Source organism: Novosphingobium rhizovicinum (assembly GCF_040813635.1).
GTDB classification, from domain to species: domain Bacteria; phylum Pseudomonadota; class Alphaproteobacteria; order Sphingomonadales; family Sphingomonadaceae; genus Novosphingobium; species Novosphingobium rhizovicinum.
Window position 1 is genome coordinate 92,255 of sequence record NZ_JBFNXR010000054.1, and the last position, 26,813, is coordinate 119,067.

Consider the following 26,813-nt stretch of genomic DNA (forward strand, 5'->3'; position numbering starts at 1 on the left):
GAATCGCTTTTAACGGCAAGGGTTTACCGTTTGTTTGCCAGTCTCGTGCATGTTGATGCTCGGATCAGGAAACACAGGACGGGTCATGAGTGCGGGTGCACAGCTTACCGTAACCGATAAACGGCGTGCAGCGCGTCACCCTGCGGATTACAAGGTAATTGCGGAGCATCGCCAACTCGGCGATGTTCATCTGCACATCGTGAACGTCTCTGCCCAAGGGTTCATGGCCCAGGAAGTGTCAGGCTTGGGACGTGGGGATCGCTTGGTTATGCGCCTGCCCGTCACCGGGCGGATCGAGGCGCACCTGATATGGGCGCATGAAGGGCGCGCTGGCTTTCAATTCGAGCGGATTATCCGTCTCGACGATTTCCTCAAGCTCGTGGACGCGCTCCAACCTAACCCACGCCTTCGCCCTCGGCGCTAACCAACGCCGGGGCGGAGCTCCGGCAAGAGCCGACATTGTGGTAAGCACACGGCAAGCGGACGCCAAGCTGTTGGCAAGTTGTGAGTCCGGTGCCATGGCGCTTGCGTGAGCGCCCCCTCTTCTCCCCTCGCAATCCCCGACTACCGTCGATTCTGGCTGGCCCGCTTTGCAGGCGTGATCGCGACCAATGGCATGGTCGTAATCATCGGCTATCAGCTGTACGACGTGGCCCGCGGCGAATACGGGATGAGCATTGCGCAAGCGGCGTTCCAGCTAGGCCTCCTCGGGCTCGCGCAGTTCGTTCCTCTGCTGTTGTTGACCCCTTTGGCGGGCGTAGTGGCTGACCGGTTCGATCGCCGCTATGTGGCCGCGTCTTCGATGTCGGTTGACCTGTGCATCGCCCTCGGCCTCGGCATCGTCACTTATATGCAAGTACGCAGCTTGCCGCTTCTATTCGTCTTTGCAGCTCTCCACGGCGCGGTGAGAGTTTTTCAAGGCCCGGCGATGAGCGCCATCGCTCCCAACATCGTTCCTCAGGCGCTGATTCCCAAGGCGATCGCACTGAACTCGATAGCCTGGCAGGCGGGCGGTGTGATCGGGCCGGCGGCCTTCGGGTTCCTTTTTGCCTCGTCAAGAGCCCTGCCCTATTGGACCTCAATGGCCCTGCTGGTGATCGCTGCCAGCAGCATCATGTCCCTGCGCACGCTCCCGCCTCCACCGGAACACGCGCGCAAGGCTCACCCGTTGGCGCAGATCGTCGGCGGTTTTCGCTTCGTGTGGAACGACCGGTTTCTGCTCGGCTGTATCACACTGGACCTGTTCGCCGTGATCCTTGGCGGAGCGACGGCCCTCTTCCCGGTGTTCGCAAGAGACATCCTGCACGTCGGCCCGGAAGGCCTTGGACAGATGCGCGCAGCCCCCGCGCTCGGTGCCGCCGTGATGGCCCTTTTGCTCTCGTTTCGCCCTCTGGAGCACAACGTCGGAGTGAAGATGCTCATTGCGGTTGCGGTTTACGGTGCCGCGACAGTGGCCTTCGGCATCTCGCGCAACTTTCCGCTCACGCTCGGGTTTCTTGTCATTCTGGGCGCCGCCGACATGATTTCCGTGTTCATCCGTAGTTCGCTCATCCAGCTCAACACTCCCGACGAAATGCGTGGAAGGGTCTCTGCCACGTCCGGCCTTGCCGTATCGGCTTCGAATGAGCTTGGAGAGATGCAATCCGGACTTGCTGCGGCGTTGCTGGGCGCCACCGGGGCGGTTGTCTTTGGAGGTACCGCTGCCATAGTCGTCACCATAGCATGGGCGCGCCTCTTTCCCGAGATCCGCAGAGCCCGTACATTCGCACCGCAATACCGCCAGAGGGAGACCGTCTGATGAAGGCCGACAACATTCTCGCCACCATCGGCAATACGCCGCATGTCCGGCTTGCACGTATGTTTCCCGATCATGAGGTCTGGGTGAAGTGCGAGCGTGCCAATCCGGGCGGCTCGATCAAGGACCGGATCGCGCTCTCCATGGTGGAGGCAGCAGAAGCGGATGGCAGTCTCAAGCCAGGTGGCACGATCATCGAGCCAACGTCCGGGAATACGGGTATCGGACTCGCCGTGGTCGCGGCAGTGAAGGGCTACAAGCTCGTTCTGGTCATGCCGGAATCGATGTCTCTCGAGCGGCGGCGGCTGATGCTCGCGTATGGCGCGACCTTCGACCTGACGCCCAAGGAGCAAGGCATGAAAGGCGCCATTGAACGCGCCCGCGAACTCGTGGATCAGACGCCCGGAGCCTGGATGCCCCAGCAGTTCGATAATGCTGCGAACATCGCCGTCCATGTGAACACTACGGCTCGCGAGATCCTGAGTGACTTTGCAGATACCCCCGTCGACGTGCTGATTACCGGGGTCGGGACCGGAGGGCATCTCACCGGCTGCGCCGAAAGGCTCAAGCAAGAGTGGCCGGACATGAAGGCTTTCGCTGTAGAACCCGGTCTCTCGCCGGTGATTTCGGGTGGGCAACCCGGCCCCCATCCGATTCAAGGCATCGGCGCGGGCTTTATTCCGGCAAACCTTCATACGCAGGCGATCGACGGGGCAATTCAAGTCGATGCCGCGGACGCAAAGGAGATGGCGCGGCGTTGCGCGCGCGAGGAGGGCCTGCTGGTAGGGATCAGCTCGGGCGCAACGCTCGCCGCGATTGCATCCAAGCTAGCGGAGCTGCCACCTGGCTCGCGGGTGCTCGGGTTTAACTATGACACGGGCGAGCGGTACCTGTCGGTTCCGGATTTTCTGCCGGAATGAGCGAGCTTGAACCCCTCTCCTACGCGGACGGCGAGGCACGCCTGACAGGATGGCTGGCGCGCCCGGACAACCAGGCTCGCGCTGCGATCGTCGTGTTCCCCACGATCGCGAACAAGACACCTGTCGTGGAACGCCGGGCTCTCATGCTGGCGGATCGCGGCTATCTTGCGATGATTGCCGACTTCTATGGCGAGCCAGTCGGCGATCCTGCCGAAGCGTCTACACTCGCAGAGGGGCTGCGCTCTGACGTCGACCGGTACCGGTCAAGGATCGCGGCCGCTATCGGCGCCCTGCGTGCCCTGCCCGAAGCGACCGACCTGCGAGTGGGAGCAATCGGGTACTGCATGGGAGGGCAAGCCGCTCTGGAGGCTGCTCGCGACGGACACGACCTGTTTGCGACCGTCAGCTTCCATGGCATTCTTGCGACAGGCCGCGAGGCCACGAAGGGGGCAGTTCGCAGCCGCCTTCTTGTCTGTCATGGAAACGACGACCCTCTCGTGCCGCGCGAGCAGGTCATCGCATTCTGGGACGAGATGAGCGATGCAGCGGCAAACTGGCACTTCCACGCCTACAGCGGCGTGAAGCATGGCTTCACCGATCCGGGCAGCGATGCACGCGGACTTCCGGCAATCGCATACGATGCCAGTGCCGACCGTCAGAGCTGGTCCGCTATGACCAACTTGTTCGACGAAATCCTGGGCTGACCCTTCACTCCTCAACCGGCACCAGACCGTCGCCTGCGAGCTTGCGATAGAAACAGCTGCGGGCTCCGGTGTGACATGCCGGTCCTTCCGGCTTTACCAGCATCACCAGCGCATCCTGGTCGCAGTCCACCAGAATGTCCTGCACTCTCAGGAAGTGGCCGGAAGTCTCGCCCTTCAGCCACAGGCGCCCTCGTGATCTTGAATGGAAATGTGCCAACCCCGTCTCGCGGGTGCGAGCGACGGCCTCTGCATCCATGAAGGCCACCATCAGCACGTCTTTGCTATGCGCGTCTATGGCGATGCCAGTAACCAGACCTTGCGCGTCATAGCGGGGCATGAAATTCGTTCCGGTTTCCCGCTCAAGAGCGGCCGCATTACTCATCTTGCGTAACCTTGTGTCTCGCTGGTGCGATGTTGCACGATAACCACACGCATAGATCAAAATCCCGGCACTTCTGCAAACCCCCTTTTCAACAGGGCGATTTCAGGAGAACACATGTCTCGCAGCTGGGGGGCTGCAAAACACCGAACAGGTGCTGATGATCAAGCGCCAACGGTTCAGGGAAGGTCGATACCGCAGTAATGCAGGTTGGCCGCTAAACATGAGGGATCAGGCTAGGCGACGATCAGGGGCGTCGCCGAACTGCTCTGCAGAGCCTATCGAGTTTCGTCACGAGGACGCCCGAGGCCATGTGTCTCGGGCGTTTTCGTTGTAGCGTCATGTCAGATCGAGCGCCTCGTCCAGTACGCGCGCAAAACAGGAAATGATAACCTTCTCGGCGCCTGCCCGATGCAGCACGCTCACGCATATGTCGCTGGTAGCTCCGCTGGTCAGTACATCATCGACGAGGAGCACCTTGCGTCCGCGGACCTGAGCCCGCGCTCGCGACGAGACCTGAATAGCGCCTGCAAGCTCCCGCTTTCGCGCACGGCGGCCAAGGCCACCCAGACTTGCCGTCGCTCTGCGCCTCTCCAGAGCATCCACCGCCAGCTGCGCCCCCGTTGTGCGGGCAAGTTCCCGTGCCAGCACCGCGGCCTGATTATAGCCCCGCCGCCAGAGCCGCCAGCGGTGAAGAGGCACGGGAACGATCAGCCAATCATCCACGCCATCGGGAAGCTTCGCCGCCATCAACCGAGCCATCAGCGGCGCGAGGCCGAGGCGGCTCCCATGCTTGAAGGCTAGAACCAGCGTACGCGACGCGTCGTTGTACAAGGTGGCAGCCGCGATGCCATCATGCTTGGGCGGGTCACCAAGGCACGGAGCGCAAGTCGCGCCTTGCAGCATACTCTCGCCGAATGGCCGCCCACAACTCTGGCAGCAAGGCTCCCCCGGAATGGCCAGTTCGCTCCAGCAGCCCCCGCAGAGCCCACCTTGTTGGCCCACCGCCTCCCGGCAGAGCGGACATCGTGGGGGAAAAACGAAGTCCATGAGAGGCTGGAGCGAGGCGAGCAAAGACACCGTGCGACGCTAGACCAACCGACACGTACCTCCAAGGAAGACTGCGAGAAGGTTGCGCTTGGCCGGGCGGTTGGGCAGGAAACGACATGCCTCCCGAGACCCCTCCCCGTATCTTCGCGCCTGACCGAAGAGCTGCCGTACGCCGGCGCATGTTGAACCTCCAGCAAGCACCCGACGCGCCGCGTTATCTGCTGGACGACATGATCGAGGACGTGGTGGAAAGACTCGCCTTTCTGAGGCACCGACCGCAGCGGGCCCTTCTCGTAGGAGACATCCACGGCTCCTTGCAGGCGGCACTTGAGGCCACCGGCGCCCAAGTGACCACAGTAGAGCCAGCGCTGGGGTTTCAGGAAGAGGCGCCCTATCCGTTTTCGGGGTTTGACCTCGTGGCGAGCCTTGGGACGCTGGACACTGTCAATGATCTGCCAGGCGCGCTGATTCATTGCCGGCAAGCCCTGGAACCAGGCGGCCTCTTCATCGCAAGTTTCCCTGCAGCGGGAAGCCTGCCCGTACTCCGCAGCGTCATGTTGGCCGCTGACGCGGATCGTCCCGCAGCTCGGATCCACCCTCTCGTCGACGTCCGCGCGGGAGCGCAGCTTCTCCAGCGCACAGGGTTTACCGATCCCGTGGCTGACGCTCGCCATCTTGCCGTGGCGTTCCGCTCTTTCGGGCGCGAGATAGCCGATTTGCGGGCACAGGGCCTTACGAACGTTCTTGCCGACGCCGGCCCGCCCCTCGGCAAGGCGGCGCTTGAGAGAGCCATCGATGCGTTCTCGGCAGCCTCAAAAGACGGCCGTACAGTCGAGCGTTTCGAGATTCTCACGCTTTCGGGCTGGCGACGCTAGCGCGCTTGCGAGGCCAGCCCAAGCACCAAGCTATCCGGCAAGGGCCGCCTGCGCTGCAGCAAGGCGGGCGATGGGCACGCGGAAGGGTGAGGCGCTGACATAGTCCAGCCCCACCTTCTCGCAGAACGCGATCGAGGCCGGGTCGCCACCATGCTCACCGCAGATGCCGAGCTTGAGATCGGCGCGGGTCGCGCGTCCGCGGTCGGCACCAAGCTGGACAAGCTGCCCCACGCCTTCGATGTCGAGGCTGACGAATGGATCGCGTGCGTAGATCCCCTTCTCGACGTAGGGCGAGAGGAACCGCGCCGCATCGTCGCGTGAGACGCCCAACGTAGTCTGCGTCAGGTCGTTGGTGCCGAACGAGAAGAACTTGGCCTCCTCCGCGATCTCACCGGCCATCAGCGCGGCGCGGGGGAGCTCGATCATCGTGCCGACCATGTAGTCGAGCGAACGCCCCTTCTCCGCTAACACCTTGGCGGCGGTATCGTCCACAAGCTTCCTGAGGATCGCAAGTTCGCGCTTGGTCGCGACGAGCGGGATCATCACTTCGGGCACAGGCGCATCGCCCAGGCGCTCCGCCACCTCGCAAGCCGCCTCGAAGATGGCGCGGGCCTGCATCTCGTAAATCTCGGGGAATGTAATGCCCAGGCGGCAACCGCGGTGGCCGAGCATCGGGTTCATCTCGTGCAACTCGTCTGCGCGCCGCTTGAGCGTGTCGACACCGATGCCGATCGTCTCCGACAGCTCCGCGAACTCGGCATCGCCTTGCGGGAGGAATTCGTGCAGCGGCGGATCGAGCAGACGGATCGTCACCGGCAGACCGGCCATGACCATGAAGATCTGCGCGAAGTCATCGCGCTGCTCTGGCAGCAGCTTTTCGAGCGCGGCGCGGCGGCCCGCTTCATCCTCTGCAAGGATCATCTGGCGAACCGCCGAGATGCGCGAGGCGTCGAAGAACATGTGCTCGGTCCGGCAGAGGCCGATACCCTCAGCGCCGAACTGACGCGCCATCTTGCAGTCGGCGGGCGTCTCGGCGTTGGTGCGCACCTTCATGCGACGGTGCTTGTCCGCCCAGATCATGAGCTCGGCGAAGTCGCCGGCGAGTTCTGGTTCAACGGTCGGCACTTCGCCGGCCATGATGTCGCCCGTGGAGCCATCAAGGGTGATGACATCACCCTCCTTCAGCTCCCGGTTGCCGATCCGAAGCGTGCGGCTCTTCATGTCGATGGAGACACCCGACGCACCGGAGACGCAGCAACGGCCCATCCCGCGCGCCACCACCGCCGCGTGGCTGGTCATCCCGCCGCGCGCAGTGAGAATGCCCTTGGCTGCGTGCATGCCGTGGATATCCTCCGGCGAGGTTTCCACCCGAACGAGGATCACGGCCTCACCCATTTCGGCCCGCTTCTCGGCCGTGTCGGCATCGAGCACGATTGCGCCAGATGCGGCGCCTGGCGATGCGGGCAGTCCCTTGCCCAGCACGTCGCGGGCCGCATTCGGGTCCAGCGTCGGGTGCAGCAGCTGGTCGAGCGCCATCGGATCGACGCGCAGGATGGCGGTCTTTTCGTCGATCAGCCCTTCAGCAACCATGTCGACGGCCATCTTGAGTGCCGCCTTGGCAGTGCGCTTGCCCGAGCGGGTCTGCAGCATCCACAGTTTCCCGCGCTCAACGGTGAACTCGATGTCCTGCATGTCCTTGTAGTGCTTCTCGAGCAGCTCGAAGACGTCGGCGAGCTGCTGGTAGGCCTCGGGCATGGCCTCTTCCATCGAGAGCGGCTTGGCTCCGGCGCGCTCGCGCGCAGCCTTGGTCAGGTACTGCGGCGTGCGGATACCGGCCACGACGTCCTCGCCTTGCGCATTGACCAGCCATTCGCCGTAGTACGCCTTCTCACCCGTCGCGGGATCGCGGGTGAAGGCAACGCCCGTGGCCGAGGTATCGCCCATGTTGCCGAAGACCATTGCCTGCACGTTGACGGCAGTGCCCCAGCCGCCGGGAATGTCGTTGAGGCGGCGGTAGACCTTCGCGCGGTCCGAATCCCAGCTGTCGAATACGGCCCGGATTGCGCCCCAGAGCTGCTCCTGCACGTCCTGCGGAAACGGCTTGTCGAGTTCCTTCTCGACGATCGCCTTGTATTCCTTGACGATCTTCTGCCAGTCGGATGCGGAGAGCTCCACGTCATTGACGTAGCCGTTGTCCTCCTTGGCAATCTCCAGTGCTTCCTCGAACAGATGATGCTCCACGCCGAGCACAACGTCCGAGTACATCTGGATGAAGCGGCGATAGCTGTCCCATGCGAAACGCTCGTCACCCGAGGCAGAAACGAGGCCCTGCACCGTTTCGTCATTGAGGCCGAGGTTCAGCACCGTGTCCATCATGCCAGGCATCGAGACGCGCGCGCCCGAGCGCACGGAAACCAGCAACGGGTCCGAAGCATCGCCGAACGACTTGCCAACGGTCTTCTCGATGTGGGTCAGCGCCTCAGCCACGTCGGCGCGCAACTGGTCAGAGAACTCGGCACCTTCGGCCAGGTACTTCACGCATTCTTCAGTGGTAATGGTGAAACCTGGAGGCACCGGCAGGCCGATCCCGGCCATCTCGGCAAGGTTGGCGCCCTTGCCGCCGCAAATCACCTTGTCGCGTGAGCGAGGATCGGAGTGCTTTACGCCGCCGCCGAAGGTGTAGACCTGCTTGACCATGGTTTCAGTGCTCACTGCTTGCGTCTTCCTTCTGGTCACCTGCGGGGAATGTAGAAGCGAGACAAGCTCTAAGTCGTTCCAGCTTGCTACTTCGGCATTCAATCGCAGCTACGAATTCGCGCCTGGTATTCAGCCCTCGATGCGCGAGAAGTCGGCAACATTGTGCACTGCAGCACGGAATTGATCAAGCAGTGCAAGGCGCGCGTGCCGTTTGGCGGGATCGGCGTCGTTGACTGTAACCGCGTCGAAGAATGCGTCGATCGGGGCCCTGAGCGAAGCCAAAGCGGCCATCGCTCCGGCGAAATCTTCCGCCGCCACCGCCTGCTCGGCCTGTGGAGCCGCCACTTCCAGTGCTTCGATGAGCGCCTGCTCGGCAGGTTCGGTCGTATAGCCGCGCTCGGCCTGATGGCGCTCGGCCATCTTCGCCGCGATCACCGGCGCGAGATCGGGGTCGTCGACAAGGGCGAGCGGGTCCTCTTCCCCGGTGCGGGCGATCTCTCCCTCGAGACCCTGCCAATCCTCCTTCTTGAGGATGTTGGCGGCGCGCTTGTAGCCTGCGAGCAAGTTGGCGCCGTCCTCGGTGCCGACGAACGCCTGGAGCGCGTGAACGCGGGCTAGCAGGCGAACAAGATCGTCCTCGCCGCCGAGCGCGAAAACCGCGTCGATCAAGTCGTGGCGGACGCCGGCTTCGCGTTGTTGGACCTTGAGGCGTTCGAGGAGGAACAGGACGATATCGAAAAGGGTGGCCGCGTTGTCCCGATCACGCTGCTCAACCGGAACCTGCGCGTTGACGTCAGTCGGAAGACCCACCGGCGGAAAGACGTCACGCAGTACCGCCGCGCTGAGCGAGGTCTTGGAGACGGCTCTGAGCGCAGGCTCAAGCTCCTTGAGTTGTGCCGCGACCTCCGCTTTATAGACACGTCCAAGCGACCCGAACATGGCTTGCATGACCGCGGAACTCAGCGGAACTCGCAAGCGATTTCGGATTATCAATGCAGCTATGCTGATGCCCGCCCGCCGAAGAGCGAACGGATCTTTAGAGCCAGTCGGCTTCTCGTTGATGAGGAAGAAGGCGGCCAAGGTGTCTAACTTGTCCGCCAGCGACACCGCCACCGTCACGGGTGCGGACGGCACTTCGTCGCCTTGCCCGACCGGTTTGTAGTGGTCGCGGATGGCGTCGGCCACCGCGTCCGGCAGACCCTCGGCACGGGCGTAGTAGCCGCCCATGAGGCCCTGAAGCTCGGGGAACTCGCCGACCATCTCGGTGACGAGGTCGGCCTTGCACAGCTCCGCCGCCCGTCGCGCCAGAGCCGGATCGCAGTTCGGCACGATACCTTCGCTCGCCAGCCACTCGGCCAGCTTGGCCACGCGCTCGACTTTGTCGGCGACGGTGCCCAGCTTCTCGTGGAAGGTGATCCGCTCCAGCTTCTTCGCTTGTTCGCCCAGCGTGGTCTTGCGGTCGGTATCCCAGAAGAAGCGCGCGTCGGACAAGCGCGCGGCGAGTACCTTGCGGTTGCCAGCGACAATCGCCTCGCCACCGTCCGACGCCTCAATGTTGGCAGTGCAGACGAAAGCGTTGGCGAGCTTGCCGTTCTGCTCGCAGACGAAGTATTTCTGGTTCACACGGGCGGTTAGCTGAATGACTTCAGGCGGCACCTCAAGAAACGCCTCGTCAAACCGACCGAGCAGCGGCACCGGCCATTCAGTCAGGCCGGCGTTTTCGATCACCAGTCCCTCATCCTCAACCAGCTTCAAGCCAGCGAGCGTCGCCGCTTCGGCAGCGCCGATGCGCACGATGTCCTGCCGCTCCTCGTGATTCACGATGACATGGCAGGCGCGCAGCTTTTCGGCATAATCATGTGCGCCGCCGATGGTGATCGGGCCGGGATGGTGGAAACGGTGGCCGACCGTTGCGTAGCCACTCTGAACGCCGCCCGCCTCGCAAGGCACCAGTTCCTCCCCAAAGATCGCGACGATCCCTGACAGGGGACGAACCCAGCGCGTGCTTTCGGTGCTGAGCGACGCTGCGCCCCAGCGCATGGATTTTGGCCACGGAAATGCGCGGACGATGGCGGGAATCGCCTCGGCAAGAACCTGCGCGACGGAACGGCCGGGCTTCTCCACGACGGCGAAGTAAGTCTCCTTGCCCTTCAGATCGCGGACCTCAAGCTGGTCCTGCGTGAGGCCAGTCTTGCGCAGGAAGCCTTCCAGCGCCTGCGCAGGCGCGCCGAGTGCCGGCCCCTTGGTCTCCTCACGCACCGGCTGCGTGGCTTCGGGCAGATCGCGCGCGATCAGAGCAAGACGGCGCGGCGTCGACCAGACGGTAACCGCGCCCGGCTCCACCCCCGCGGCAGCGAGTTCCTTGCGAAACAGCTTTTCCAGGTCGGCGCGGGCGCCCGCCTGCATGCGGGCGGGAATTTCCTCCGAGCGGAGTTCAAGCAGAAAGTCGGTCATGCGCTCCACCCCGCGTATTCGCTGGCCCAGCGAGCTTCGTTCTTGCGGATCCACGCCTCGCAGCTGCCTTTCGCCAGATCGCGCACACGGCCGATGTAGCTGGCCCGCTCCTGCACGGAAATCACGCCGCGCGCCTGAAGCAGGTTGAACAAGTGGCTGGCCTCGATCGCCTGATCGTAAGCGGCCAGAGGCACGCCCGCTTCGATGCAGCGCATCGCTTCGGCCTCTGCGTGGCGGAAGCCCGCAAAGAGCTGCTCGGTATCGGCGACTTCGAAGTTGTACTTCGACATCTCCTGCTCGTTGGCAAGGAACACGTCACCGTACGACACACCTTCGTTGTTGAACCGCAGATCATACACACGGTCAACGCCCTGAATGTACATCGCCAGACGCTCCAGCCCGTAAGTCAGCTCGCCCGCGACGGGCTTGCAGTCAAACCCGCCGACCTGCTGGAAGTAGGTGAACTGCGTCACCTCCATGCCGTCGCACCAGACTTCCCAGCCCAGCCCCCAGGCGCCCAGCGTCGGGCTTTCCCAGTCATCCTCCACGAAGCGGATGTCATGCGCCAAGGGATCGATCCCGATCGCGGCGAGACTGGCGAGGTAAAGCTCCTGCAGGTTCGCGGGGTTCGGCTTCAGGATCACCTGATACTGGTAATAGTGCTGCAGCCGGTTCGGGTTTTCGCCATAGCGGCCATCCGTCGGCCGGCGGGAGGGCTGAACGTAAGCCGCCTTCCACGGCTCCGGGCCAAGTGCCCGCAGCGTCGTGGCCGGGTGAAAGGTGCCCGCTCCCATGCGCATGTCGTAAGGCTGGAGGATCAAGCATCCTTGCGTGCTCCAGAACGAGTGGAGCGTCAGGATCATGTCCTGAAAACTGAGAGGTTGCGCGGTGCTGGACAGGGCAGTCGTCATGGCTCGGCGCTTTGGCGGATGGCCGGGAACGGGTCAACAATGCAGTCGCTAGTCAGCGCGCAATCGTGCGTCGACGTGCGCGGCACAGCGCCTATAAGGCTCAGTATGATCCGCTGCCGCCGCCTTACCTGGCTATTCGCGCCGTTCCTGCTCCTGCTCACGTCCTGTGCTGCGCCGGGCCAGACTTCTGCCCCTCCCGCTCCCAGCACTCCGGCTGTTCAGGCCGCGACGCCTGCACTCTGGAAGGTTGCGGACGAAGACACGACCATCTGGCTCTTCGGCACGATCCATATCCTGCCTGCTGGAATAGACTGGTACGCAGGCCCTGTTGCCAAAGCCTTCGAGGCCTCGGACACCCTGGTGACGGAGATCGTGGAAGCAAGCGACCCCACAGTTACGGCAGCGGTGGGCCGTATCGCGCTTTCCGATCCGCCGCGTAATCTTCGCGAGCAACTCCCTCCCGAAGTGCGCAAGGCCTACGAGCAAGCGATGAATGAGGTGGGGCTTCCTGCAGGGGCACTGGATGCGAATGATCCCTGGTATGCCGCTGTCGCGCTTTCCACCCTGCCGCTCATCAAGGACGGCTATGGAACGGTGAACGGGGCAGAGGCGCTTCTTGTCAGCCAGGCAAAGGCGAGAAACATGCCGCATATCGGGCTGGAGACACCCGAGGCGCAGCTCAAACTCTTCGACACGCTTCCACAGGAAACGCAGGTCACTTACCTTGCCGAAGTGCTGGAGACCTTCCCCGACCTTCGAACAGAGGTGCGCCGCATGATAAGCGCGTGGAAGGCCGGCGAGGCCGACGATCTGGCGCGGCTGATGAACGAGGAAGAGAGCGATCCGCTCCTGATGAAAGTCCTGTTGGTCGACCGCAACAAAGCCTGGGCCAGCTGGATCCACGAGCGGCTCCAGCAGCCGGGGACAGTCTTTGTCGCTGTGGGAGCGGGGCACCTCGCCGGCAAGCAGAGCGTACAGACGCAATTGGCCGCACGGCAGATCAGGGCTGTTCGCGTACAATGATGCGCCTGCCCTTCATGCGTGGCGCGACTCTTGTGCTTGCGGCCTCGCTTGCCCTCGCCGGATGCAAGCGCGAGCCGCTGGAGGCTGATCCCGCAATCTGGCACGTCACCGGCTCCAGAGGGGAAGAAGCCTGGCTGTTCGGCACGATCCATGCTGCGCCGCGGCCACTGGACTGGCGCACCGAGGCAATCGACGAAGCACTCACCCGTGCTGGCGTGGTCGTCGTCGAGCTGGCCAATGTGGGTGACGATGCGGCCGTTGCGCAGGTCTTTGCCTCTCTGTCCCGCAGCAAAGGCCTTCCCGCCGTTTCAAGCCGCGTGCCGCCCGAGCGGCAGGAGGCGCTTCGCGGCCTGATGAAGGAGCGCGGGATCAAGGAACGCGATCTTCGGGACGTGGAAACCTGGGCCATCGCCCTGATGCTCGCGCGCCCGGCAGACAGCAACGAAGGGCGGAACGGCATAGACCGCGCGGTGATAGCCGCTGCAGGGAACAAACCGATCGTCGAGCTCGAGGGCGCGACAACGCAGCTATCGATCTTCGATTCCCTTCCTGAAAGCGAGCAGCGCGAACTGCTTTCCGCGGTTCTCAGCGACGCCGAGGTCGTCAGCGGGGAGGATGAACACCTGCTCGAGTCCTGGCGCCAGGGCGACGTCGCCCGGATCGAGGCAGAAACCCGCACCGGCCTGCTTGCCGACCCCGAACTGCGCGATGCCTTGTTCACGGACCGGAACTTGCGCTGGGCGGGGCGGATCGTGGCCGAGATGAACAAGGGGCAGCCTCCCTTCGTGGCCGTTGGAGCCGCACACATGGTCGGCCCGGACGGGTTGATCGCCCTCTTGCAACAAGCTGGCTACACCGTGACCCGCCTGCCCTAAGCCTTGCTTTCGAGCGCGGTTGCCGCTAAGGGCGCGCGCTTCCCGGCCATGGTCATCCCTGGAGGCGTGGCGGGAAAAGGATGCGCCGGTGAGCGGCGCCATCCTTGTTTTCTATACGATTTCGAAAGGCACGTTATCATGAGCGATACGCTGAACCTGCCGGCCGAGACGCGTGATCGGGCTGGCAAGGGAGCCTCCCGAGCCCTGCGTCGCGAAGGCCGCGTCCCCGCCGTTGTTTACGGCAACAAGGAAGAACCGCTGTCGATCCATGTCGAGGGCAAGGAGTTGATCCGCCTCCTCGGCACCGGTCACTTCATGAACTCGATCGTTGAGATCGAAGTTGGCGGTAAGAAGCTGCGTACGCTGCCGAAGGATGTTGCCTTCCACCCGGTCACTGACCGTCCGCTCCACGTGGACTTCCTGCGTCTGGCTGCCAACGCGACCGTGCACGTCAACGTGCCCGTCGTCTTCACCAACGAAGAGGCCTCGCCTGGCCTGAAGCGCGGTGGCGTGCTCAACGTGGTCCGCCACGAGCTGGAGCTGGTTTGCGACGCGAACCGCATTCCTGACGAGATCCAGATCGATGTCACCGGCGCTGACGTTGGCGATTCGATCCACATCAGCAGCGTGAAGCTGCCGCAGGGTTCGGCAAGTGCGATCACCGACCGCGACTTCACCATTGCCACGATCGTGGCTCCTTCGGCGCTGAAGAAGGCCGAAGGCGAGGAAGCGGCTGCAGAGGCAGAAACCGCGGAGTAATCCAGCGGCCGATATGCCCCTCCTGTTCGCAGGAGGGGATGGGGTGGGCCGGAGGGGCACTGTCACTGACGGGCTCACCCCCGGCCCCTCCCGTAAGCGGGAGGGGACATTTTTATGCAGTTGTGGGTTGGTCTCGGCAATCCCGGCGCTCAATATGCCATGCACCGGCACAATGTTGGTTTCATGGCCACGGACACGATTGCCGAGGTGCATGGCTTCGGCCCTGTGCAGAAGAAGTTTCAGGGCTGGCTGCAGGAAGGCCGGATTGGCGGTGAGAAGATTCTCCTGCTCAAGCCTGCGACTTTCATGAACGAGAGCGGGCGCGCCGTCGGCGAGGCGATGCGCTTTTACAAGCTCGGGCTTGAAGCCTTGACGGTCTTCCATGACGAACTCGACCTCGCCCCATTCAAGGTCAAAGTGAAGCGTGGCGGCGGAACGGCAGGACACAACGGCCTGCGCTCCATCGACCAGCACTTGGGCGCCGACTTTCGCCGGATCCGGCTGGGCATTGGCCATCCGGGCCATAAGGACCGCGTGACCGGCCACGTGCTTGGCAACTACGCCAAAACCGAGATGGACTCGCTTGCAGACATGCTGGGCGCCGTTGCGGCAGAGGCGGCGTGGTTGGCGAACGGCGACGACACACGCTTCATGAATGACGTGGCGCTACGTCAGCAACCCTGACTCTCCCTCCCGAAGGTGTCGGGATGCTTGACAGCCGAGACATGGCACTCAGTCCATTAACCACCGTGTCGAGCGCGATCCCTGATTTGGCACGCCCCTTGCGAACCTGGCGGTAAACCAATCGTCCGCAGCAAACAGGGGAATACCGATGATCCGCAAAGCACTTCTCACCGCATCTCTGGCCGCCGGTCTCGCGATGTCGTTCACAGCGCCGGCACATGCCACCTGGGGTGGCCATAAGCCCGGCTGCTGGTGGGGCAAGTCATGCGGCGGCAGCAGCTCGGGCGGAAGCACTTCGGGTGGGCACACCTCCAGCGGCGGCAGCTCGGGCGGCCACACTTCCAGCGGCGGAACTTCCGGCGGCACGAAAGTTCCCGAGCCGGGCATGCTTGGACTGATGGGTGCGGGTCTCGTTGGCCTCGCGGTGGTGCGTCGCAAGAAGTCGCGCAAGGACTGAGGCACATGGGCCGTCCGTGCGATCTGGCGCGGCGGCCCGCTTGTCCGCCTACATCTGCATTCTAGGCAGCAGGTAGACGCAGCCTGTCGAGATCCCGACGGATGTTCTGGTTGCGAGGATCAGCATCCACCGCTCGCTTCAGTAACGCACGTGCGCCCTGCAGGTCTCCTGCCTCGAACCGGGCCATGCCGGCCGTGTGCAGGCATTCCGCATCGTCAGGCCGCAAGGCGACGGCGCGATCCGCAAACGCGATCGCCTCCGCGTCTCGCCCCGCTTGGCTCGATGCCAAAGCCAGCCGCATCAGCACCTCAGGGTCGTCATTGGCTCCAGCCAACGTCAGCAGCAACGAGCGGGCGGCAAGCCACTCCTTCCGATCAAGAGCCTCCTGTGCCTTGTTGACCAGGGCCATGTGCTTCCGCAACCGTCGCGGCTCCAGCCGCGCCCGAAGTAGCTCGGTGTCCGGGTGACCGATTGCCGCCCCGGCGCGAGCCGCGGCCTGAAGCACTTCCTCTGGGGCGAGGACGGTCGCGGCCAGCGGAGCAAGCGTTGCCCACGCTGCCGCGGGATCGCCTGTCGCCAGTTGCGCTCTCCCTAGCATGTACCCCGTATAAGGGTCGCCCGGACGCAGCAGTCGTGCGCGGGTGAAAAGCGCTCGCGCCTGTTCTGGCTGCCCCAATTGCAACAGCGCCTCCCCGTAAGTCAGCGCGAGTGCAGAAGTCGGATCGAGCATGCTCGCCTGGCCCTGAATTGCAGCCCGCACCTTGTCCCAGTCACCGCGCGCAGCGTGGAGTGCGATCTGCGCTTCAAAGATTTCGGGGGAGCCGCCAGTCAAGCCTGACGCTTGCTTCAGCAGTTCCAGCGCCTCATCGGTGCGCTCTCCCTTGAGCTGGGAGGCCAAGGCAAGCAACGGCTCATGCCGATGCGGAAAAGCCTTTATCGCCAGGCGATATGCCGCAATCGCGTCAGGTGAATGGCCCCGCGCCACGGCAAGATCGCCTTGCAGCATCAGTGTTTCGAAAGCCTCAGGCGCGAAGCTGCGCATCGACTGGTGCACGTCAGCGGCCTGAGCAAGCGCACCATTCTCAAGAAGGTAGCGCGTGAAGTCGGCGGCAAGGTGCACGTCGTGCCCGGCTGCCATACCGCGGGCAAAAGCCTCATCGACATCGGCATGACTCCCCAGTTCGCGCAGAGCCGCCGCCCGGAGGCGCCACGCGGCTGGCGAGCCGTCATCGACGTTAAGCATCGCGAGGGCTTCCGGTGCACGCCCCTGCTGCAAGCGCAGCTCCGCACCGAGGCGAGCAAGCTCATCGGCTGCGATCTTGCCATCTAACTCTGCAATCGTTTGCTCGGCGCCCTCCTGGTCCCGGAGCCGCAGCTGGGTACGGGCAAGCAATGCCAGCATCTCCGCATTTTGCGGCTCTTCACGCAGCGCGCTCACAAGCGCGGCACGAGCCGCATGGTAGTCCGCTCGCTCGAATGAAGACCGCGCATCCGCCAGACCTCCGGCCGGTGAATCACCGCAAGCAGCCAGCGTCAGCAAAACGGCCGGCACGAATACCGCACACAATCTCCTCATCGTGATGCCTGCTACCGCCGTACATCTGAAGTTTCAGTGAAGCCCTGGGCATCACGCGAACTGGCCAAGCGGCGCTGCGGCCGCTATGGGCCCGCGATTGCATTTTCCGGAGATTGACATGGGTTTTCGTTGCGGGATCGTCGGGCTGCCGAATGTCGGCAAATCGACCCTGTTCAATGCGCTGACCGAGACGCAGGCGGCGCAGGCGGCGAACTATCCTTTCTGCACCATCGAGCCGAACGTGGGACAGGTGGGAGTTCCCGACCCCCGGCTCGATAAACTGGCAGCGATAGCCAAGTCGGCGAAGACCATTCCGACGCAGCTTTCGTTTGTCGATATCGCCGGCCTTGTTCGCGGGGCCTCCAAGGGTGAAGGTCTGGGCAACCAGTTCCTGGGCAACATCCGCGAGGTAGACGCGATTATTCATGTCCTGCGTTGCTTCGAGAACGATGACATCCAGCACGTCGACAATCGCGTCGATCCGCTTGCCGATGCCGAGACAGTCGAAACCGAACTGCTGCTTGCAGACCTCGAAAGCCTCGAAAAGCGCGTTCCTGCGGCACAGAAGAAGGCGGCTCAGGGCGACAAGGAAATGAAGGTCACGGCGAGCGTACTCGGCCAGGCGCTCGAACTCCTTCGCGACGGCAAGCCGGCCCGCCTGACCGAACCCAGGGACGAGGAAGAGGCACGGGTCTTCCGCCAAGCGCAGCTGCTTACCGCCAAACCGGTTCTCTACGTCTGCAACGTCGAGGAAGAAGCCGCCGCCGAAGGCAACGCTTTCTCAGCTCGCGTGTTCGAAAAGGCCGCTGCCGAAGGAGCCAGCGCGGTCATAGTTTCTGCAGCGATCGAAGCTGAACTGATTGGGATGGACTCCGAAGAAAGGCTCGCGTTCCTGGAAGAAATGGGTCTGCACGAAACGGGCTTGGCGCGGATCATCCGGGCCGGCTACGACTTGCTCGACTTGCTGACCTTCTTCACGGTCGGCCCCAAGGAGGCACGTGCATGGACTGTCCACAAGGGCGCGAAAGCCCCTGAGGCGGCAGGCGAGATCCATTCCGACATGCAGCGGGGCTTCATTCGGGCAGAAACCATCGCCTTCGACGACTTCGTCACACTGGGAGGCGAAGCGGCGGCTCGCGAGGCAGGCAAACTGCGTCAGGAAGGCAAGGAGTATATCGTCCACGACGGGGACGTGATGCACTTCAAGTTCAACGTCTGACGCGACATCAAGCCCCGGAATCGGAACCTCGACAGCTGACGTGCCCGGGCGCATCGAAAGCGATGCGCTCGTTGGCGTCGTGGATGATGAGGCGACTTGGCCATGACCCCTTTCCGCCAGCACCCCGCCCTTCGCTGGTAGCCTGCGCTACCAGTTCGACCCAATTCTCAGTTCCAACGTAAGTAGAATGTGCCCCCGACGGGAGCTCAGAGCTGCCGCTCTTGACCGCGAGCGGCTGCAACCGACCGTCGATCTTGAGATATCCCCGATCCTTCTGCGCGACAAACACGGGCGCTTCCTTCGCGTCGCTGCCCGGCCTGAACATGCATCCGTCCCGCGCGAGATCGTAACGGTCGATGTCTTCGCCTGTTAGCGGCTCCGGCCGGATCGGCCGGAACGGAGCCCGGCTGAGTCGTTCCACCATCGCCACATCCTGGGCGTCTTTTGCCGGATCTCGCCGGGAAGCTTCGTCGTTCGCGCAGCCGCTGATCGCCGCAAGTCCCAGAAGCAACCCCGTGGCCTTCTTCATCATTTCCGCCCGAACAACTTCTCTATGTCCTGATGGGCAAGCTTAACCCATGTGGGTCGCCCATGGTTGCATTGCCCGGAACGCGGGGTGCGCTCCATTTCCCGCAGAAGAGCGTTCATCTCGGCAACGGTGAGCGCGCGGCCCGCGCGCACCGAACCGTGGCAAGCCATGGTCGCCAACACCAGATCCAGCTTCTCCCCTAACAACAGCGCATCGCCGTGGCGGGCAAGGTCATCGGCGATGTCGCGTACAAGAGCATTCGCATCTGTCTTTCCGAGTACCGAGGGAACAGCGCGAACCAACATCGCGGTCGGCCCGAACCGCTCCAATACCAGCCCGAAGCGAGCGAGTTCTTCCGCCTTCTCCTCCAACCGGTCGCAATCAGTCTCTTCGAGTTCCACCACCTCGGGCAGCAGCAAAGCCTGGCTGCGGATCATGGCGTCTTCCGCTCCGGCAGCCTTTAACCTTTCCAGCACCAGACGTTCGTGCGCAGCATGCTGATCGACGATGACGAGCCCGTCCTCTGCCTCGGCGACGATGTAGGTGCCCGAAACCTGACCTCGTGCCACACCCAAGGGATACTCGGAGGGCACGGTGGCCTCTGTCTCCTGCGTTGCCTCGGCCCGTCCCGAGGGAGGCGCCAGGACGGCGTCTTCGTGTGAGCGCCAGACAGCTCCGGACTCCCGTACGCCACTCGCCGGTGCGCCGTGCTGCCTGGCAAAGAGCGACTGCAACGACGGCGGTTGGGGAGCGGCGGCGGCGGGCTCCACCTGCCAGGCCGCCATTGCGCCTGCTGCGGGCGCTTGCGCACTTCGCTGCCCCTGCCCTTCCAGCGCATGCCGCAGGGCGCCGACTATGAACCCTCGCACGAAAGCAGGATCCCGGAAGCGTACTTCCGTCTTTGCTGGATGCACGTTGACGTCGACATCTTCCGGCGGGATCTCCAGAAACAGGGCGAGTACTGCATGCCTGTCACGTGCGAGCATGTCGGCATAGGCGCCGCGCACCGCGCCAATCAGCAACCGGTCCTTTACCGGGCGACCGTTGACGAAAAGGTATTGGTGGTCAGCAACTCCCCGGTTGAAGGTGGGAAGGCCCGCCACTCCGGTGAGCCGGGCCGCTCCACGTTCAGCCTCGATAAGGACGCCGTCTTCGGCAAGTTCGCGGGCGACGAGCCTTGCCACGCGCGCCGCGAGCGGCTCGTCCGGCTGAGTCGCAATAGTCCGGCGACCATCATGCTCCAGCACGAAGCCGATCTCCGGCCGAGCCATCGCCAAGCGGCGAACGACGTCCAGACAGGCTGCATATTCGGCTCGCGGACTGCGCAGGAACTTCCGGCGCGCCGGTATCCGTCCAAACAGATCTTCCACCCGGATGCGGGTTCCCGGAGGCAGAGCCACCGGACCGTCGGCAGCGACCGCCCCATGGTCCACGATCCGCCGCCACCCCTCATCAATGGTACGGCTGCGGCTTTCAATCGTAACTCGCGCGACACTCGCGATCGAAGGCAACGCCTCGCCCCGGAAGCCCAGCGTAGCAACCATCTCGATGCGTTCGTCCGGGAGTTTCGAAGTGGCGTGGCGTTCAAGCGCAAGGGCAATCTCGGATGCAGACATTCCGCAGCCGTCATCGGTTACCTCGATCAGGTCGAGGCCGCCGGAGACGAGCCGTACCGAGATATTCCGTGATCCCGCGTCGACAGCGTTCTCGACCAGTTCCTTCAGTGCTGAGGCTGGACGCTCCACGACCTCGCCAGCTGCGATGCGGTTGACGAGATCGTCCGGAAGGCGACGGATTTCGGGCATGCGGCTCCTGCGATGCGCTGGTTCTGGTCCGCGAGCGGATGCACGCCTGCGGTATGTCTCTTGCGCTGGAGCTTCCGTGTAGCGACGAAGTGCCGTAGTTTCGAGACAGGGCTCAACGGATGATCACAAGTTTCGACACAAAATTTTGGCGTTTCTGGTTAGCATGAGCTAAGGGACCGCCTTCCTCACCACCGCCTGATTGCTTTCCGCATTCCACGCTGCGGACAAGCGGCAGAATACCACGGATTTCTAAATGGCCACGTTGATGTCGCGATTCTTCAAGTTCGGTTCGCAGAACATGGCTATCGATCTCGGCACCGCGAATACGCTCGTTTATGTACAGGATCGCGGAATCGTATTGAACGAACCGTCCGTGGTCGCGATCGAGACGCTGCACGGTGTGAAGAAGGTCAAGGCAGTTGGTGACGACGCCAAGATGATGATGGGCAAGACGCCTGACAATATCGAGGCGATCCGCCCTCTTCGGGACGGCGTGATTGCCGACATCGAGATTGCGGAAGAGATGATCAAGCACTTCATCCGCAAGGTCCACGGCAAGAAGCACCTGTTCCGGTATCCCGAAATCGTGATCTGCGTCCCTTCGGGTTCGACCTCGGTCGAGCGTCGCGCGATCAGGGACGCGGCAAGCAACGCGGGCGCCAGCCAAGTCTACCTCATCCTCGAGCCCATGGCTGCCGCAATCGGCGCCGACATGCCTGTTACGGAACCGGTCGGTTCGATGGTGGTCGACATCGGCGGCGGCACCACCGAGGTGGCAGTGCTCTCTCTGCGGGGCCTGGCATACACGACCTCGGTCCGCGTAGGCGGCGACAAGATGGACGAGGCAATCGTCTCCTACGTGCGCCGACACCATAACCTGCTGATCGGTGAAGCCACAGCCGAGCGGATCAAGAAGGATTACGGCATCGCGGTCATGCCTGCCGACGGTGTGGGTGAGACGATCCACATCAAGGGTCGCGACCTCGTGAACGGCGTGCCCAAGGAAATCACCATCAGCCAGGCCAATGTCGCCGAAGCGCTGTCAGAGCCGATCGGAGCCATCATCGAGGGCGTTCGGATTGCTCTGGAGAACACTGCGCCTGAGCTTGCCGCCGATATCGTCGATCAGGGCATTGTTCTGACCGGCGGCGGTGCTCTGATCCAGGGACTCGACGAGTACCTGCGCGAGGAAACCGGCCTGCCCGTCAGCGTGGCAGAGGATCCGCTTTCCTGCGTAGCGCTCGGCACCGGCCGGGCCATGGAAGACCCAATTTATCGCGGCGTACTGATGACTGCCTGAGCGGATGCGCTCCGGAGCCGCTTCGGCTCCGGTTGCTTCAGAAGCGCGCGAACGCACTGCGCGCCGAAAAAGGAGAGACGATGATGGCGCCGCCTGCCAATCGGCGCTCAGGCTATTCCCGCAGGGCGCAGTACACCACGTTCTTCAGCTATTCCGCCGGTGTCGCGGGAATGATTCTGGGCATCGTTCTGCTTGTTGCCTCCTTCGTCCAGCCGAGCCTCTTCTCCGGGTTCCGGGCCGTCGCGGCTGATGCAGTCGAACCGGCGGGTCGCGCCACATCCACTGGCCGTTCCGCCACCAAGGACTTTTTCGCCTCAATCGCGGGTTATCTCAAGGCTGGGAGCGAGCATGCCAAGCTGGAGCGCGAGCTTGCCGTGGCCAAGGTGCGGCTGGTGGAAGCGCGTGCGATCGAGCTTGAAAACCGCCGATTGAAAGCGCTTCTCGGCCTGACACAGGTCGCCCCTGAACCGGTTACCGTAACCAGCCTCACGAGTTCGACCGCCGCGAGCACCCGGCGGTTCGCCACCCTTGCGGCAGGGAGAGACGAAGGTGTCGAGCAAGGCATGCCAGTGCGTTCGGCGCTGGGCTTGCTCGGGCGCGTTCTTGAAGTCGGTCAGACGAGTGCACGCGTCCTCTTGGTCACCGACACGGAAAGCCTCGTCCCCGTCCGGAGAGCCAACGATGGCGTGCCCGCTTTCGCCCATGGCGCGGGCGATGGAACGATCCGCATCCGCCTGATCAACCTTGGTTTGAACCCCCTTCGCAAGGGCGACGTTTTCGTCACTTCGGGTTCTGGCGGCCTTTACAGACCGAACACGCCTGTTGCCGTCGTCCACAAGACCTTGCGCGATGGTGCGGTGGCCTACGTTCTCGCGAATCCAGCCGATGCGGATTACGTGTCAGTCGATCAGACATTCACGCCCGCGCCTCCGCCACCGGCGGTGAGCATCCCGGAAGATCAGTGAGGTTCTGGCCGCAGTTCACGCGTGACGGCATGCCAAGACCGCGGATCAACCGCGAGCCTTCCCGCCTGGTCGCGCAGGGGACCCCTTGGATCACGGTCATGCTCGCCTCGGTCTTGCCGGGGCTCGCGCTGATTGCCTCCGTGCCGTTTGTGCCGCCGTTCGGCTTCCTCATGTTCATTTCCTGGCGGCAACTGCGGCCGGGGCTTCTACCCGTATGGTCAGGCCTTCCGCTGGGCATGTTCGACGACCTCTATTCCGGCCAGCCATTTGGATCTGCGGTTCTGCTTTTCTCTGCCGCAGCGATCGTGCTGGACATGGTTGAGGCCAGACTCCCTTGGCGAAACTTCCTGACGGAATGGCTGGTAGCGATCGTGCTGATCATCGCCTATATTATCGCGGGACTGGTACTTGCCAACATTGGTGATGCCCAAACCCCCCTGCGTGTGACCTGGCCCCAGATTGTGATTTCCGTACTCGCTTATCCCCTCGTCGGCCGCTTCGTGGCGCTGGCAGATCGACTCCGACTGACCCCGTTTCGGGAAATCCGATGAAGTTCAAACGTCCGCGCCATGTCAGCATGGCGACGCTGCGCAACAGCTTCGACCGGCGCAGCATGGTCGTCGGCGCCGTTCAAGGCGGCATCGGCGTGCTGCTCGCAAGCCGCATGGGTTATCTCGCCATTGCGCAGAACGAGAAGTACGAGCTGGAATCCGAAAGCAATCGGGTCAACCTCTCGCTCATCCCTCCCCGGCGCGGGTGGATCCTGGACCGGCATGGTTCGCCCATTGCTTCCAATCGCGCGGACTTCCGCGTCGACGTCGTGCCGGAGCGGATGACCAACCAGGCGCAGACGATCGGCGAACTGGCCAAGCTGCTCAGGATGAAGCCAGTTGACCTGCAGGACCTGCAGGACAAACTGGACAAGGCGCATGGGTTCGCGCCTGTCGAAGTGGCCTCGGGCCTGGATTGGGAAAGCTTCGCTGCCGTCAGCGTAAGGCTTCCCGAGCTGCCGGGTGTCGTAACCCAACGGGGATATTCCCGTTACTATCCCAGCGGACCTTCTGTCGGTCACCTGATCGGCTATGTTGGCGCAGCTTCCGCTGAAGAATATGAAAAGGATCGCGACCCCCTCCTGGTCACGCCGGGCTATAAGATCGGCAAGGATGGCCTCGAAAAGATCTTCGAGGATCGCCTTCGCGGTTATCCCGGGGCCCGCAGGGTGGAGGTCACGGCAAGGGGCCGGATCGTGCGCGATCTTGAAACCCGTGAAGATGTTCCGGGCAAACCGATCAAGCTGACGATCGACGGCCCTTTGCAGGACTACGCCTCTCGCCGCATCGGGCTGGAATCGGGCGCAGTCGTGGTGATGGACTGTCTCAACGGCGATGTGCTCGCCATGGCCTCGATGCCGAGCTACGATCCGAACAGCTTTTCCGACGGCATTGGCCGCATCGAATGGAAGATGCTGGCGGACGACGATCACGTCCCGTTGCGCAACAAGGTGCTGCGTGGGCTCTATCCGCCTGGATCCACGGTGAAGCCGATGGTCGCCCTCGCCTTCATGGAGGCCGGACTAGATCCGAAAGAGAGCGTCTTCTGTGGCGGAGGACTGCGGGTGGGTAACCGCGTCTTCCATTGCTGGAACCGGCGTGGTCACGGCCAGGTCGACATGGCCAAGGGCATCTACCAGAGTTGCGATGTCTACTTCTACCATTTCGCACAGCGGATCGGCATGGATCCGATCGCCGCAATGGCGAGGCGGTTGGGTCTGGGGCAGGAGTTCGATCTCCCGGTGGTCGGGCAATCCTACGGCACGGTTCCCGATCCTGCCTGGAAGAAGCGTAAATACAACAAGGATTGGGCTGCTTTCGATACGGTGAATGCGACGATCGGTCAGGGCTACTTCCTGGTCAATCCCTTGCAGCAGGCGGTTATGGCCTCCCGTATCGCGTCAGGCCGGAATCTGATGCCCCGCCTCCTCCATTCGGACGAGCCTCAGCAGGCCGCCTGGCTCGGGATCCCGCAAGAGCACCTCGACTATGTGCATCAGGCGATGTCCGACGTTGTTAACGGTCCGGGCACGGCTGGACGGGCAGCGCTGCCGATCGACAACGTCAAGCTGGCCGGCAAGACAGGCACGGCGCAGGTCGTAGGCCTGCACATTTCAAGCGGTAAGACAGGACCTTGGAAGTACCGCGATCACGGGCACTTCATCTGCTACGCGCCGTTCGACAAGCCACGCTACGCCTGTGCGGTGGTGATCGAACACGGCGGGGGCTCAAGCTCCGCCTACCCTATCGCGCGGGACGTGATGACCTACCTCTTCGACCCGAACAAGGCTGTCGAAGTGCTGCACGGGTATGAGAAGGAGTGGGGCGGCACTGCGCGTGAGCGACTTGACGCCAAGTACCGCTCCTACGTCACCACCTTCGGCGAAGGTGCCCCCAAAGCGCCTTCTGAAGAAGAGAGGGCAAGCCAGGCCGCAAGAGCAGGGGAAGAGGACCAACCGTTCCTCAGGGGTGCGCAGACACCGCCACCAGAGCCGGTCGCCCTGCCTTCCAATCCGGCAGCCGCCCCCGCTCCCACCATCAACATTGCGCCGCCCGAGGACAATTGATGAACCGCCTGATCGTGCCGGAGACTATCGCGCGGCAGCCGTGGCGAGTGCTTTTGCCGCTCACGAGTCTCGTCGTTCTAGGCGCCGCCGTCCTGTATTCTGCTGCCGGCGGCAACATGCAGCCATATGCGCTTAGTCACCTGCTGCGCTTCGGCGTCTTTCTCATCATCGCGATTGGCCTGTCGCGGATCCCGCGTGAGATGTTCAAGCTTCTCGCATATCCGGCCTACGCTGGCATTCTAGCACTCCTGGTGCTCGTCGAGTTGCTTGGCGCGGTGGGAGGCGGCAGTCAGCGTTGGCTGAACCTGGGCTTCATGACGCTGCAGCCCTCAGAGCTTATGAAACCCGGCATCGTACTCGTTCTGGCGCGCTTCTACGATACGCTGCCCGCTCCCGTCACAGCGACGTGGCGAGGGTTGGTGGCGGCCGGAGGGCTAATTGCTACACCTGCAGCGTTGGTGATGCTCCAGCCCGACCTCGGTACCGCGCTTGCCATTTGCTTCGGGGGCGCAGTTACCATGTTCCTGGCCGGGTTGCCGCTCATCTGGTTCATTGGTGCGGGCACCGCGGCCCTGATCATAGCTCCCATCGCATTCTTTACGTTACTCCACGACTACCAACGCAACCGCGTGCTGACATTCCTCGATCCTGAAAGTGACCCGTTGGGCACGGGCTATCACATCACTCAATCCAAGATCGCGATCGGATCCGGCGGACTGTTCGGCAAAGGCTTTGGCAACGGCTCGCAAAGCCACCTCAACTATCTGCCGGAGGCACACACCGACTTCGTCTTCGCCACAATGGCAGAGGAATGGGGAATGGTGGGCGGGATCTTCGTGCTGCTGGTCTTCGCCATCCTGCTGAGCTGGGGGATGAAAGTAGCTCGCGGTGCTCCCGACCGCTTCTCGCGGCTTCTGGCAGCGGGCATGACCGCCACGATCTTCTTCTACATCGCCATCAATCTGATGATGGTCATGGGGCTGGCGCCAGTCGTCGGGATCCCCTTGCCTTTCATGAGCCACGGAGGCTCCTCCATGATGACGAACATGATCTGCGTCGGAACGATACTCGCGGTAAATCGCTGGCAACGCCGCCCCCGCGGCCTCAGTTGAGGGCGACAAAAAAAATCTAAAATTAGCCCTTCCCAACATTTCGGCAGCCGCTATACGGACGGCTCCCCGCCGAATCGGGGCGGCCAGAACGGCCGGTACGGAACGGC

The 26,813-nt window shown here is 63.1% G+C and carries 24 protein-coding genes and 1 pseudogene; 16 read left to right on the top strand and 9 right to left on the bottom strand.

Features of this window, described 5'->3' with window-relative positions; genetic code table 11:
- Nucleotides 1-85 precede the first annotated feature (85 nt).
- The 4 genes from ABUH87_RS16985 to ABUH87_RS17000 all read left to right on the top strand — a co-directional run bounded on the left by ABUH87_RS16985 (nt 86) and on the right by ABUH87_RS17000 (nt 3,419).
- Nucleotides 86-424 carry a PilZ domain-containing protein gene (locus ABUH87_RS16985; RefSeq protein ID WP_367775299.1) on the top strand — a complete coding sequence of 113 codons (339 nt, stop codon included), beginning with the start codon at nt 86-88 and terminating at the stop codon, nt 422-424.
- 105 nt (nt 425-529) lie between these two features.
- Nucleotides 530-1,798: an MFS transporter gene (locus ABUH87_RS16990; protein WP_367775300.1), complete on the top strand. Its 1,269-nt coding sequence runs from the start codon at nt 530-532 to the stop codon at nt 1,796-1,798.
- Nucleotides 1,798-2,715: a cysteine synthase A gene (cysK, locus tag ABUH87_RS16995; RefSeq protein ID WP_367775301.1), complete on the top strand. Its 918-nt coding sequence runs from the start codon at nt 1,798-1,800 to the stop codon at nt 2,713-2,715. The genes ABUH87_RS16990 and cysK overlap by 1 nt, the downstream gene beginning before the upstream one ends.
- Entirely contained in the window at nt 2,712-3,419 is a 708-nt protein-coding gene (locus ABUH87_RS17000) for a dienelactone hydrolase family protein (RefSeq protein WP_367775302.1), read from the top strand. Before cysK ends, ABUH87_RS17000 begins: the two co-directional genes overlap by 4 nt.
- A 4-nt stretch (nt 3,420-3,423) precedes the next feature.
- Here the strand turns inward: ABUH87_RS17000 and hisI are convergent, their stop codons facing one another.
- The 3 genes and pseudogenes from hisI to ABUH87_RS17015 form a co-directional block, all read right to left on the bottom strand.
- The gene (hisI, locus tag ABUH87_RS17005; RefSeq protein ID WP_367775303.1) at nt 3,424-3,801 is read right to left on the bottom strand and encodes a phosphoribosyl-AMP cyclohydrolase; all 378 of its coding nucleotides are present in this window, start codon (nt 3,799-3,801) and stop codon (nt 3,424-3,426) included.
- A gap of 336 nt (nt 3,802-4,137) precedes the next feature.
- Nucleotides 4,138-4,548, bottom strand: a complete 411-nt coding sequence (locus ABUH87_RS17010) for a ComF family protein (RefSeq protein WP_367775584.1) — start codon at nt 4,546-4,548, stop codon at nt 4,138-4,140.
- Nucleotides 4,549-4,683: 135 nt separating this feature from the next.
- Nucleotides 4,684-4,848, bottom strand: a pseudogene (locus ABUH87_RS17015) (double zinc ribbon domain-containing protein); the annotation flags it as partial.
- Nucleotides 4,849-4,964: 116 nt separating this feature from the next.
- Between ABUH87_RS17015 and ABUH87_RS17020 the strand changes: the two are divergent.
- Nucleotides 4,965-5,723: a methyltransferase domain-containing protein gene (locus ABUH87_RS17020; protein ID WP_367775304.1), complete on the top strand. Its 759-nt coding sequence runs from the start codon at nt 4,965-4,967 to the stop codon at nt 5,721-5,723.
- 30 nt (nt 5,724-5,753) lie between these two features.
- Here ABUH87_RS17020 and ppdK read toward each other — a convergent pair whose 3' ends face one another.
- From ppdK to ABUH87_RS17035, 3 genes are all read right to left on the bottom strand, one after another.
- Nucleotides 5,754-8,420, bottom strand: coding sequence for a pyruvate, phosphate dikinase (ppdK, locus tag ABUH87_RS17025; RefSeq protein WP_367775585.1), 2,667 nt, complete (start codon nt 8,418-8,420; stop codon nt 5,754-5,756).
- Nucleotides 8,421-8,549: 129 nt separating this feature from the next.
- Nucleotides 8,550-10,874: a glycine--tRNA ligase subunit beta gene (gene glyS, locus ABUH87_RS17030; RefSeq protein WP_367775305.1), complete on the bottom strand. Its 2,325-nt coding sequence runs from the start codon at nt 10,872-10,874 to the stop codon at nt 8,550-8,552.
- On the bottom strand, nt 10,871-11,785 hold the full coding sequence (locus ABUH87_RS17035) for a glycine--tRNA ligase subunit alpha (RefSeq protein ID WP_367775306.1): 915 nt from the start codon (nt 11,783-11,785) through the stop codon (nt 10,871-10,873). Before ABUH87_RS17035 ends, glyS begins: the two co-directional genes overlap by 4 nt.
- A gap of 105 nt (nt 11,786-11,890) precedes the next feature.
- Here ABUH87_RS17035 and ABUH87_RS17040 point away from each other — a divergent pair, with 105 nt between their 5' ends.
- The 5 genes from ABUH87_RS17040 (at nt 11,891) to ABUH87_RS17060 (ending at nt 15,583) form a co-directional block, all read left to right on the top strand.
- The gene (locus ABUH87_RS17040; protein WP_367775307.1) at nt 11,891-12,808 is read left to right on the top strand and encodes a TraB/GumN family protein; all 918 of its coding nucleotides are present in this window, start codon (nt 11,891-11,893) and stop codon (nt 12,806-12,808) included.
- Nucleotides 12,805-13,683 carry a TraB/GumN family protein gene (locus tag ABUH87_RS17045; RefSeq protein ID WP_367775308.1) on the top strand — a complete coding sequence of 293 codons (879 nt, stop codon included), beginning with the start codon at nt 12,805-12,807 and terminating at the stop codon, nt 13,681-13,683. The genes ABUH87_RS17040 and ABUH87_RS17045 overlap by 4 nt, the downstream gene beginning before the upstream one ends.
- Before the next feature lie 138 nt (nt 13,684-13,821).
- On the top strand, nt 13,822-14,442 hold the full coding sequence (locus ABUH87_RS17050; RefSeq protein WP_367775309.1) for a 50S ribosomal protein L25/general stress protein Ctc: 621 nt from the start codon (nt 13,822-13,824) through the stop codon (nt 14,440-14,442).
- 114 nt (nt 14,443-14,556) lie between these two features.
- Entirely contained in the window at nt 14,557-15,126 is a 570-nt protein-coding gene (gene pth, locus ABUH87_RS17055; protein ID WP_367775310.1) for an aminoacyl-tRNA hydrolase, read from the top strand.
- 148 nt (nt 15,127-15,274) lie between these two features.
- Entirely contained in the window at nt 15,275-15,583 is a 309-nt protein-coding gene (locus ABUH87_RS17060) for a PEP-CTERM sorting domain-containing protein (protein ID WP_367775311.1), read from the top strand.
- A gap of 61 nt (nt 15,584-15,644) precedes the next feature.
- Here ABUH87_RS17060 and ABUH87_RS17065 read toward each other — a convergent pair whose 3' ends face one another.
- Nucleotides 15,645-17,159 carry a tetratricopeptide repeat protein gene (locus ABUH87_RS17065; RefSeq protein ID WP_367775312.1) on the bottom strand — a complete coding sequence of 505 codons (1,515 nt, stop codon included), beginning with the start codon at nt 17,157-17,159 and terminating at the stop codon, nt 15,645-15,647.
- Nucleotides 17,160-17,277: 118 nt separating this feature from the next.
- Here ABUH87_RS17065 and ychF point away from each other — a divergent pair, with 118 nt between their 5' ends.
- Nucleotides 17,278-18,378 carry a redox-regulated ATPase YchF gene (gene ychF / locus ABUH87_RS17070; protein WP_367775313.1) on the top strand — a complete coding sequence of 367 codons (1,101 nt, stop codon included), beginning with the start codon at nt 17,278-17,280 and terminating at the stop codon, nt 18,376-18,378.
- Between the two features lie 7 nt (nt 18,379-18,385).
- Here the strand turns inward: ychF and ABUH87_RS17075 are convergent, their stop codons facing one another.
- Together ABUH87_RS17075 and mutL are read right to left on the bottom strand one after the other, a co-directional pair.
- Nucleotides 18,386-18,910, bottom strand: coding sequence for a hypothetical protein (locus ABUH87_RS17075; protein ID WP_367775314.1), 525 nt, complete (start codon nt 18,908-18,910; stop codon nt 18,386-18,388).
- On the bottom strand, nt 18,907-20,712 hold the full coding sequence (gene mutL, locus ABUH87_RS17080; RefSeq protein WP_367775315.1) for a DNA mismatch repair endonuclease MutL: 1,806 nt from the start codon (nt 20,710-20,712) through the stop codon (nt 18,907-18,909). Before mutL ends, ABUH87_RS17075 begins: the two co-directional genes overlap by 4 nt.
- 253 nt (nt 20,713-20,965) lie before the next feature.
- On the opposite strand from mutL, the gene ABUH87_RS17085 reads away from it, so the two are divergent.
- The 5 genes from ABUH87_RS17085 (at nt 20,966) to rodA (ending at nt 26,706) form a co-directional block, all read left to right on the top strand.
- Nucleotides 20,966-22,012, top strand: a complete 1,047-nt coding sequence (locus ABUH87_RS17085) for a rod shape-determining protein (protein ID WP_367775316.1) — start codon at nt 20,966-20,968, stop codon at nt 22,010-22,012.
- 80 nt (nt 22,013-22,092) lie between these two features.
- The gene (locus tag ABUH87_RS17090; RefSeq protein WP_367775317.1) at nt 22,093-22,977 is read left to right on the top strand and encodes a rod shape-determining protein MreC; all 885 of its coding nucleotides are present in this window, start codon (nt 22,093-22,095) and stop codon (nt 22,975-22,977) included.
- A gap of 29 nt (nt 22,978-23,006) precedes the next feature.
- The gene (gene mreD, locus ABUH87_RS17095; protein WP_367775318.1) at nt 23,007-23,528 is read left to right on the top strand and encodes a rod shape-determining protein MreD; all 522 of its coding nucleotides are present in this window, start codon (nt 23,007-23,009) and stop codon (nt 23,526-23,528) included.
- Nucleotides 23,525-25,594, top strand: a complete 2,070-nt coding sequence (gene mrdA / locus ABUH87_RS17100) for a penicillin-binding protein 2 (protein ID WP_367775319.1) — start codon at nt 23,525-23,527, stop codon at nt 25,592-25,594. Before mreD ends, mrdA begins: the two co-directional genes overlap by 4 nt.
- Nucleotides 25,594-26,706: a rod shape-determining protein RodA gene (gene rodA / locus ABUH87_RS17105; RefSeq protein WP_367775320.1), complete on the top strand. Its 1,113-nt coding sequence runs from the start codon at nt 25,594-25,596 to the stop codon at nt 26,704-26,706. The genes mrdA and rodA overlap by 1 nt, the downstream gene beginning before the upstream one ends.
- Nucleotides 26,707-26,813: the final 107 nt, after the last annotated feature.